Genomic DNA, 11,724 nt, shown 5'->3' with positions numbered 1-11,724 from the left:
CCTATTTTACAGTCATACTTATTTCATTAGGTAGGTATCCATCCTTAGAAGCTACGATTCTATAATTTTCACCTGTTATCATCTCTTTTCCAATAATAACAGTTGCATTACCTAAACCATCTGTTTTACTTCTAACAACTTCTACGCCATCTTTATAAACTACAATTGTTGCCTCATCTGGATTTGTAGAAAGAGAAATTCCTGTCTCTTTACTATAAATATTTTCAACTGACAACTTAATTTGTTCTAATTGTTTTGGAATTTCAACAATTTTAACTTCTGTTGGATCAGATTCTTTATTTGTTTCACTGTCTTTTACAGTTACCTTAACAGGATCTTCACCAGGTTTAACCTTTGTAGGATCAACTGGAATTTCAAGATTACCTTCGTCATTAACTGGTACTTCTTTATCGTCCCCGTTTTCATCTGGTGTTGTCCACTTATCTGGGTCTGTAGGATCTTTAGTTACTTCAACTTTTGTTCCATCTGGAAGTTCAACTATAAGCTTGTCGCCATCTGTTGGTGGGGTAACGACTACCTTGTCGTCGCCTTCCTTGATTGGACCAACTTCTGGTTTTTCAGGTTTATTCTTTTCAACTGTAATCTTTGTTTCAACAGTATCTTCTGATCCATCTGGATAAGTTACCTTGATCTTAACATCTTTATCACCAGGTGTATTTGTATCTGGCACTGTTGTATTTCCTTGATCATCAACAAATTCGTACTTAGTATCCTTTGGTAAATCTTCTTTATTCTTAATTGAATCTGCTGGATCAGGTGTATCACCTTGGTTTACAGTTTGTTCTTGTGGTACAGGTTGATACTTGTTGCTATCCTTTTCAGTAGCTCCAACTACTATTGTTGTAGCTCTTGTTGGATAGTCAGTTATATCTACCTTGTTACCAGCTACTGTAAATGTTAATGGTTCTTGGTATTTTGTCTCATCAATAGTAACTACAGTTTCTTTTGCTGTATCACCATTAGCAACTTTTATCATTTTGATAATGTCACTGTATCTAGTTGGTTTACCAGATTTAACATCATAAGTTGTAATACCATTTAGTTCGCTGATTCCGTCACCTTTTTGAAGAGTTATTCTTACATAGCCTGCTGGTGGATTTGGTTTTTCATCAGGATTTGGTACTGGAATGATGTCGTCTGTGATGTCTTGAACAGCTTTTGCTTCTAGAGTAATTGGTGTATTACCGGAAACTCTTTCTGTAATCTTAACTGCATCAGTTCCCTTGTACCAAGTCAAGTCTTTGTATCCTTCTAGAGGAACTGCTTGAACCTTAGCATATACATCTTCTAATAAAACTGTTCCGTTAGCTTTTACATCATAGGATGTTGGTGCGTTTTGTGAAGTAAATTTAACTGATTTATCGTCCTTTGTTAGATTTACTCTTACATATCCTTCAGGTGTTGTTGTAGTTCCTTCTTCGCCAGGTTTTACTGGGATAATAGGGTCTGAGTGAACTGCTTTTGCTGTTAAAGTAAATGCTGTTTTTTCAGTCAATTTATCAGTAAGTGTAATAGCTCTGTCGTTCTTGTACCATTTCATATCTGCAAAACCTTGTTTAGCTTGAGCTTTAACTTGGTCACAAAGGTCTGAGTATCTTAGGCTGCCGTCTGCTTTTACATCGTAAGTTGTAACAGCATTAGCTGCGAATGTTACTGTGTCGTCGTGGCTTAAAGTGACTCTAACATATCCTTCTGATGGATTTGGATTTTCACCAGGATTTGGTACTGGAATGATGTCTTTAGCATTAACTGCTTTTGCATTTAATGTAAGTACAGTTTTAACAACTTCTGTTCCTGTAACAGCAGTGTCACCTTGATACCAAGTTAGGTTCTTGTAACCATTTTTAGCTGTTGCGTTTACTTTTGCTGTTACATCTGCGTATCTAACGCTGCCATCAGCTTTTACATCATAAGCTGTTTCAACGCCTGCTTTGAAGTCTACTGATTTATCATCCTTAGTTAATTTAACTCTTACATAGCCATCGCGAGCTGGTTTGCTTTCATCTTCCGGTTTAACTGGGATGATGGAATCTTTGTTTTCAGCCTTGGCATTTAAAGTAAGTTCTTTTGTAATGACTTCTGCGCCTGTAACAGCTTTTTCGGCTTCGTACCATTTCAAGTTAGTATAACCGTCTTTTGCTGTTGCGTTTACTTTTGCTGTTACATCTGCGTATCTTACGCTGCCGTTTGCATTGACATCATAGGTTGTAACAACGTTCGCCTTGAAATCTACTGAATTTTCATCTCTTGTTAAAGTTACCATTACATATCCATCTGGTGTCTTGTGATTTGGATCAGTTGGATCTGGAACTTCGATAATGTCTTTTCCGTTCACTGCCTTGGCATTTAGAGTCATGGCTTCAGTTACTCTAGCAAGTAGAGATACTTCGTTGTTATCTTTGTACCACTTAAGGTCTTTGTAGCCGTCTTTTGCTTTTGCTTCAACATTAGCTACGACTTGTGAATATAGTATAGTGTCGTCAGCCTTTACATCGTAAGATGTTGAAACGCCTGCTTTAAAGTCTACTGAGTTTTCATCTTTTGTTAATGTGACTCTGACATAGCCTTCTGGAGTTTTTGTTTCATCTTCTTTACCAGGTTCTACTGGGATGATGTCTTTGTCAGGTACAACTGTAATTGTTGTAGGTCCGACTACTTCGCTCGATCCGTCTGGATAAGTTACTTTAACATTTGGTTTTTGTTCGCCAGGTTTACTTGTATCTGGTGTTGTTGGATCTCCTGTTGTAGGATCAACAAATTCGTACTTTGTTCCTTCTGGAAGTTTATCTTTGTTAGAGATAGAATCTTCTGCCTTAGGTGTATCACCTTGTTTTACAATTTGATCTTGAACCTTTGGTTCATAAGCTTCGCTATCTTTAAGTTTTGCGAAAGCTGTAAGTGTAGTTTTTTCAAGAACTGTGCCAAGATTATCTACTTCAATGTCATTGTTCTTCCAAGTGATAGGTGTTGTGTACTTATCATTTGGTTGAGGAGATATTGCTTGTCTAAGCACTTCACCAAACTTAATGTTGGCAGAAACTTTTACATCATAAGTTTCTTTGAATTCTTTTACTGACGTTTTGTCATTTACTAATGTTACTCTTACAAAGCCTGTTGGTACAGGTGTGTTATCTAGATCTTCAACCTTAACGATATTATCTTTTGGAACGACATCCATCTTAGCTGGAACGATTTCTGTTGATTTGTCTGGGAAAATAACCTTGATCTTTAGATCTTGTTTGCCAAGTTTATTAGTATCAGGTGTTACTGGATTTCCTTGGTCATCAACAAATTCATAGCCAGTTCCAATAGGCATTTCGTCTTTATTTGAAATAAAGTCTTTTGCTTCTATTGTTGAGCCTTGAGTAACTTTCAAATCTTGTCCCTTAGGATTGTACTTACTTGCATCTGTTTGAGTAGCCTTTGGTGTAATTTCTAATACTTTTGTATTTTGATCTACATCGTCTTTGACTAATCTGTCAACTGTAATTGCATCTTGGCTTTGTCCTAGGTGCCAGTTGATTGGTTTTCTGTAATCTTTTGCAGGATTTACAGTAGTTCTAGTCCATAGACTTGAATACTTAACAGTTGGAAGAGCTGATTCTCTAATGTCACAAGCTCTTGTAACGTTTTTGCCATAAGCTACTGATGCATCATCCATGAACTTAACACGAATGTATCCTTTAGGAATTGGTGTTGTATCAGGATCTGTTACATCGATAATATCTTCTGCTGGAACGATATTGATCTTTGTATCAACTGTTTCGCTTGATCCGTCTGGATATTTTACCTTAACCGTAACAGGTTTTTCACCGATAGTGCTTGTATCAGGTGTTGTTGGGTTGCCGTTCTTATCAACAAATTCGTATTTTGTTCCTTCTGGCAATTTGTCTTTGTTGCCGATAGAGTTTTCAGCCTTAGGTGTTTCATCCTTCTTAACATCTTGGATTACGCCTTCAGGATTGTATTTGCCAGCATCTTTTTGAGTTGCAGAAACTTTAATTTCTGTATTTACTCCTGGATAGGATGATAAGACAATGTCTGCATCTCCAATCTTAAATATTAGAGGCTTTCTGTAGTCATTTTCAAGTGTAAAGGATGTCTTGGATCCTTGTTCTTTTGTGACTTCTTCGATGATGTCTGCATATCTTACAGAACCATCTGCCTTAATATCATAAGTTGTTACACCGTTGATTTCACTTACGCCGGTGTCTTTAACTAATGTTACCCTTACATAACCAGCTGGTGGATTTGGATTATCGCCAGGATTTGGTACTGGGATAATGTTCTTTTCGTTGACTGCTTTGGCTGTCAATACAAGTCCATCTGAAGCCTTGTCAATGATTTCTGTGCCTTTTACAGCCGCCTTGTCTTTGTACCATTTCAAATCCTTGTAACCGTCTTTTGCTTGGGCGCCGGCCTTTGCATAGACATCTGCATATCTTACTGTGCCATTGGCATTTACATCAAATGTAGTTACTGTATTTGTAAATGTTACTGTGTCATCATGGGCAAGTGTAACTCGTACATAGCCTTCTGGTGTTTTTGTATCATCCGGATTTGGTACATCAATGATGTCCTTATCATTCACTGCCTTTGCATAAAGAGTTACATTTTCTGTAATCACTTTTGCGTTGTCAGCTAAAGTTAACTTGTCTTGATCTTTTTCATACCATGTCAAGTCTTTGTAACCTTGTAGTGCTTCAGCTCTTACTACATTAGTTACATCTGCGTAACGAACCTTGGATGCGACTTTTACATCGTAAGAATGTTTTGCTTCTGTATTTAAGAATCTTACAGATTTTTCATCTTTTTCAATAGTAACGCGTACATAGCCTTCTTCTGGCTCTTTTGTTTCGTCATCTACTGGGATGATGTCTCTGTCTTCTTTATAGGCTGCGAATACTGATGCGTCAGCATTAAATTTCTTTCCTTCTGATGGGAAAGCTTCTGTGCCATCTTTGTCAAGATACCATGCTGTAAATGCTTTTCCATCTGGTGCCTTTAAGCCTTTTTCAGCTACGGCAAAATCATTTGTTGTTAGGGTGTAATCTTTCTTTACGTGGAACGCTGATTTGGTTCCCTTAACAAATGTTCCGCCATTAGGATTTAAAGTAATGGTTACATACTTTTCATCATCTGGCTTATCTGGTTTGTTTGGATCATCTGGATCAAATGGAATGATATTGCCATCTGCTTTGTAAGAAGCGTAGATAGTTGCATTTTCATTAAATGCTTTTTCTACATAAACTGTCTTGCCTTCTTGATCTTCAGTCCACTTATCAAATGCCTTATCAATAGGTGCTTGTAAGTGTAATTTTGCTTCTTCAAAGTCCTCTACTTTAAGAACACGGTCCTTCTTTACATGGAAAGCTGATTTCGTTCCTGGTAAGAATGTACCGCCATTGGCATCCAAAGTAACGGTTACATACTTATCCTTGTCTGGATTATCTGGTTTGTTTGGATCGTCTGGGTCGAATGGGATAATATCTGAATCAACTATGACAGTATCTTCTGCTATATCTGATTCTACTCCATTTACGACTACAGAGGCGCCAATTACTGTTCCAGGTTTATATGCCTTTCCGTCTGGGTCTTTAAGGTCAATACTATAATTACCATCGTCGCCTACTAAAACAGTTCCAATCAACTTATAGTCTTTTGTCACTTCTCCGTCAGGATTTGACTTAGAAGTCACTTCATAAAGATTAACAGTTTTTCCTGGATAAGCTGACGTTCCTTTAACTGTCGTCTTACCAGCTTCTTTATTTCTAGCTTCAATAGTTGGTGCGCTTGGTTTTTCAAAGCGGTCAACTGTTTTTGTTGCACTAGCTGGGTTGATAAATTTATCTACAGCTGTTAGCTTGATTTTGTCATTTGGTTTTAAATCTGAGCCAAGATCAAAGACTAATTCGTCTCCATTTTCTAAGTTGATATTTACTTTATCACCGTCCGGCTTTTCAAGTATCCATGTGCCAGATACATCAACGCTCTTTGTCAAGCTGTAGTCATTACCAGCAACATTTATATACATTTTTTCTGTGTCAGTTATGTCAACTTTTGACAAGGTGATAGTTTTTTCTCCAGGTTTGACTGTTATTACAGGTACGTCTGGAGCTTCAACATCCATAGCTACTTCTATGGCATCTGATTCAATCTTATCTACTTCCGTTTGAGTCAAATATAATTTATGATCTGAAATGTTTTTACCAACATTTTCAGGTATATCAATTATAAATTTGCCTGTGTGATTTTCTGGTACTTCAGCTACAACTTGTGCTGCCAATGCGCTGGTTGCTGGATCATACAAGTATACCTTAATGCTTGCGCCAGGTTTTACATCTTCTACTTCAATTTGGTGAATGATGTTTGTATAATCAGCATTTACTTTGTTTTTAATTTGCTTTGCCTTATTGGCATCGATAGCGTCAGACTTTGGACGATCTGTTACTGTAATAATCCAGTCTGTCTTGGTGCCTTCGTTACCAAATCTGTCTGTAGCTGTTAATTTTACAGTATTGGATTCTGTAGTAGTGTCTGTCTTTCCAAAAAGCTTCCACTCTTTCCCTAGATCAGCATTTTCCTTTTGCTTTAAGTTTAGTCCATTTGGAAGAGTTTCTACTTTTTCCATCTTTGCATCTTCATCTGTAGTAACGGCAGCAGAAAGATTGATTTCTTCGCGCCTATATACAGTGATGTTGTCTGCAGTGATAACCGGACCGGCTAAGTCTACTTTCAATGGTTCTGTAGATCTAGAATCCTTAAATGTGTCTTGGTGTCCGTGAACGCCTACTAGGTCGCCATCCTGAATATTTTCAGCTGGAACTTTGAAGTAGTAGTATCCGTTACTTTCTGTAGCTGTTACATTCTTTCCATCTGCGTCTTTGTAGGCTTCGTTAGCGACTAAGTCGCCTTCTTTTGCCTTTCCATCATGGATTAATGTTAATACAGCGCCGTCCTTGAATTGTCCAAGGTCATCTGTTGGTTTTAAGGCACGGATGACTACATAGTCTTTTCCATCAATAGTTTTCTTACGAACTTGTTCCAAACCGTTTAGAGTTGGGGTTACAGGTTCATCTTCAACTGTTTGTTGTGACCACTTAGATACTAAAGTAGGATTACTTCCAAAATATCTTGCTCTCACAACTTGCCCTGTCTTTAAAGCCTTGTAGCTCAATTTAGGGAATCGTTCCAAATTAAATTTCAAAACCCAAGTTTCATACTTAGTTCCTGAATTAGCTACTTCAAAAGTATATTCATTCTTGTATCTAGAATCTCCTGTATAGTCTTCCCATCCATTTCCTTGTGCATTTAATTGGACTCTCTTACAAGTTCCATCATCATTTTTCATGAAAATGACTGGTTCTGGTTCAGAAGGTAGGTCAAATTCAACAACTTTGACATCTGGATCTGTAGTAGGAAGTAGGTGTACTTCTTCTGCCTTATCAAAAATCTTCCTAAAGTTTGGATAGGCAAGGTTTGTTTCTACATTATATAGGGTTGTAGAATACTCAGGTTTTGTGCCAACCGTTGATTTATTCGTTTGTTTTTCTTCGATTTCTTGTCCATTTTCTTTAAGAATACGGACTGTCGCTCCTGAGAATGCGTCTACACCTGTTCCATCTATAGAATTTAATTCAACATTTTGGACTTTGGAGATATTTTTGTTATCCCAAGATCCAAACTCATCTAAGTTTTCTCCAACATCCGTCCAAATGTTGTTCCACTTTTGATTGAAGTTTGCAAAGGCTTGTTCACCAGTTGCCTTATCCTTAAATTCTACAACGATGTAAGAAAGTCTCTTACCGTAAGCATTGTAGGCTGGAAGTTTCCAAGATGCTTGACTTGTATCTGTTTTTAATTCTTTTAAACTGTCTTCTACTATATAGTAGTTTGCAGCACCTGTAACTGTAGGATTATTTGCTTCTGTTACAGCTGTTCTGTAAAGAAGTCCTACATGTACGTTACGTTTCAAAGAAGCATCTTCTGCCGGTGGATCAATTTCGCTTTCGACACCTTGGTCATCTTTTACTTTAATCTTTCCACCATGAGCAAGTGCTTGAAGAATATCTTTAACATTGGCATTATCATACTTTTTATCCTTAGTGTTATACCATTTTTTAGTTACTGTCATGTCAAAGTATGGTTTCCAAGCTGCATATAGATGAATTTCATCATTAGCATTTGCAGTAATCTTTTCAAATAGTTTTCCTGCAGAAGCTTGACCAATTAAAGATCCAGATGTAGCTACCTTGGATAAATAATAGTCTCTAGCCTTTCCTTGACCTTCAACGGCAAGCATACCCATGTTAGAGAATAAACTTTCGATTTGGGTACTAGCATTATCTGCTTGTGTTGACCAACCGACTAGAGTGTACTTTTGTCCAGCCGCATCTGTTCTCAAGCCAAAGATACCTTTTTCTGTAACGTTTTGTGATTTATCATCAGTTTCATAAGCGTTCGGAAGGATTGCCTTAGTTGAGAAAGATCCATTAGCGATAAAGCCATATTGGTCTTGCATCTTTGGAAGATCTTTAATGTCTGTAAGCTTAGGAAGTGGTTCTCCGTGGTTGATTTCAATAATTTTCTTCATATCTGTTCCATCGTTAGCATGAAGAACAATCTTTATGGTTTTCGATTCTTCTTCCCAAACTGGATAAACAGCATAGGACTTATTGATTGGAGAATCTTTTGTAAACTTATAGGCCTTTGTATCCTTCCATTGGTTAATGTTATCTAAAGTTGTTACTTTATCATTTCCATCTTCTTGGGCTGTGTAGTCTTGTGCTGAAATTTCTTTTGTTGCCCAACCTTTAAAGATATAACCTTTTTTAACTGGAGCTTCTGGCATCTTGTCGCCAAGTCCAGTTTCTTTATAGCCTTCTTGTCCTCTGAATAGAGTACTAGCTGGTACTTCGACTACTTTATCAATTCTCTTGTCTGGATTTTGAGGATCCGCTTCATAATCTTTAAAGTAAATTCGACTTTTTACCTTCTTGACAGTAGGTGCAGATTTGAAGTGATTTTCATATTGATAAATAGTTTCAAAGGTTAGCTTGTCGTCCTTTTCCATGTCTTTAAAGACATCGCCGAAAGTTCCTGGTGTTAAAGAAAAACTACCGTCTGCATTGACAAGTTGTGTGAAATCATTGGTTACCTTTAACTTATCTGGGTCATTTTCTTCCTTATAATTCTTGGCTTCTATGAATACATTTTGGTTTGTATTGTTATAGGATGTTTGACCAGTGATTTTGTTGGCATCATCATAGATTTCATCAACTTGTGGTGACTTTGTAATAGCTTTTGCATAAGCTGGTGTACCAAAAGATTCAGAATTCTTTAATACAGCACCTTGATATTCATCGTTTCCTTTTGCTACAAAGAAGGATTCAACTATCACATCATCTGGTGATTTGAAGTTTTCTCTAAACTTTTGAGGATTGATGTAGTAGGTAATATGGTTTCCTAAAGCCCCATGAGATGTACTCAAGGCATAGTAACGACCACGCTTATCCCTTATATTTGTCGTTCTCACTTGACCGTATAAATCGTCTGCAGTTGTTACGGCCGAAATAGATGACCATGGATGATTGTATTCCCAATCTTGGTCGGGTCTTTGGAGTCTCAATCCAGCTAAGTTGCCGTTTTGATCTTGATCAAAGCCATCTTGATTGCCCTTTTTCTTACCGACTGTAAAGTCATTGGCAAATAAAGATATACCTTGGTCATCTCCCCAGTTTAAGTCACCACGTTTATACACGTGATTAAATTTAGCAACTACATTATGACCTCCTACCCATCTTGGTTCTAGGGAATCAAGTAGGGCTTTCGGGATAAGTTGTACAAAATGTACCTTGGAATCCCTTAAATCGTACATGTTTTCATAAAGGTAGTTTACATGAAGTTCGCCATTTTCCCAGTCCACATAAATTTCTGTGTGGACATTTTTCATTGCGTCTTGTTGAGAATTTGAATACGTCGGTTCTTTAATTTCCACTCCATAAGGGAAGTTTAAAGATCCTGTGTGTATTACATAGTCTGGATATTTAAAAATATTTACTTCATCATTGGGAATACCATAGACATAGTTTCTAAAATAAACACCGCTCCTGTTACTTGGCTTGGCCCCAATACGATATTCAATCAGGTAATTCGCACCGGGGATTAAGGTTTTAACAGAGTCGTCTTTTGTATAAAGACGAAGTGTGGCCTCATGTCTTTGCCAGTTTTGCGAACTCTTGGTGAATATACTTAATAGTGGTATGGTGACAGACTTGCCATCTGTATTATACGGATCTTCCCATCCTTGTTTTCTTTGATTAAAATAGAAATTTCTTTGATAGCCATTGCTATCTTTTTCTCCAAGAATATAAGATTTGTCTAAATCAAGGTTGCCAAAAAGAATATCATCAAAGTGAATAATCATATTGGACCAATATCCATTATCAGTCTTAAGATTTTCATATGTCACTTTGCCGTCGTCTTCAAAGCGTCCAACTTGTGAGATTAGAATTTCAATGTACTCTTTACCTTGATCATCTCGTGCGGTCTTTAGGTACTTGAAATTCGTTGAGCCCGTACCTAGGTCAGATATACCACTATACATACTTATAAGCGGTATATTTCCAAGTGGCCAGTCTGAACTTTTTGATTCATTTTGACCAGCTTGATATGTGCCAGTTCCAGGTAATGACCCCGTACCTGTGTCTTGCGCAGATACATTTAGCGGCATCATGGTTACTATCATTAAAAATGCCATGATTAACGCAAATGTCCTTCGCAAATAATTTGCTTTTTGCATAATACTCTCCTTTCTATCGTTATAATAAGCTTGCAAGTATAATTATGAGATACTAGTTTTTAAGATAATACCTCTGGGCCTTATACGCGCTTAGTTTATAATCAAAAACTCATCACTCCCAGTAGTGTTAAAGCCTTTGAATATACTAAGTGTAGTATATAATAATTTTGTCGATGCAAGTTATTATATATTTAGAATTAGTAATGATTGTGTATTGATAAAAGATTCAATCATTACTTATGATGTTTTCATTTTACCTCCTCCTTTTATTACTCCTTCGTATTTTGCTAATGTATAAGCATTCGCAATTGTAAACTGTATTATAGCATGGTAAATAAGGTACAACGTAAGATTGATAAGTAAATAATGCCTAAGACGTTTAGATTTTGCTAGTAATTACAGTTTAATTTTAGCTGCTTAACTGGGTTAGTAGCGATTTAAGATAAGCAATGTGTACATTTTAGACAAGGTGCTTCGCGTTTATATAAAAAAATAACGAGCTGTGTCAGTACTCGTTATGTAGTAGGTATATGTATATATAATAAGAAGACAAACTAATGTATATTATATGCATATACGGGGTCTAAAAATATGAAGCCTAAGCTTGCATGACACATTTTTAATTTAAATTATCTTATATAAATATTAGCACATTTTAGTCTATATGTCAATATATATAAAATAATTCTTAAAACAAAATCTAGTATTTGTCTGATTTTTAGCCATTAGGCCGTCAAAAAAAAAAAAAAAAAACAGACAGTATGTGTCTATCGTATATAATTGCTTCGTATCCATTAAATAAATTAAATATTTATATATAACGCTACTATGCTAAAAGGCATGTGAGATATTTCCAACATGCCTTTTAGCTAAATTGAATTGTTTTATTTGAATTATTTAAG

The 11,724-nt window shown here is 36.5% G+C and carries 1 protein-coding gene; it reads right to left on the bottom strand.

Annotated features, from left to right (window positions below):
* Position 1: 1 nt before the first annotated feature.
* Positions 2-10,822 (bottom strand): Rib/alpha-like domain-containing protein, encoded by a 10,821-nt coding sequence (locus tag Q0E71_RS00310; protein WP_294794132.1) that lies wholly within the window; start codon positions 10,820-10,822, stop codon positions 2-4.
* Between the last annotated feature and the right edge of the window lie 902 nt (positions 10,823-11,724).

Source organism: uncultured Fenollaria sp. (assembly GCF_934202865.1).
Lineage (GTDB): Bacteria > Bacillota > Clostridia > Tissierellales > Peptoniphilaceae > Fenollaria.
This window is presented reverse-complemented; position numbering and strand designations above follow the sequence as displayed.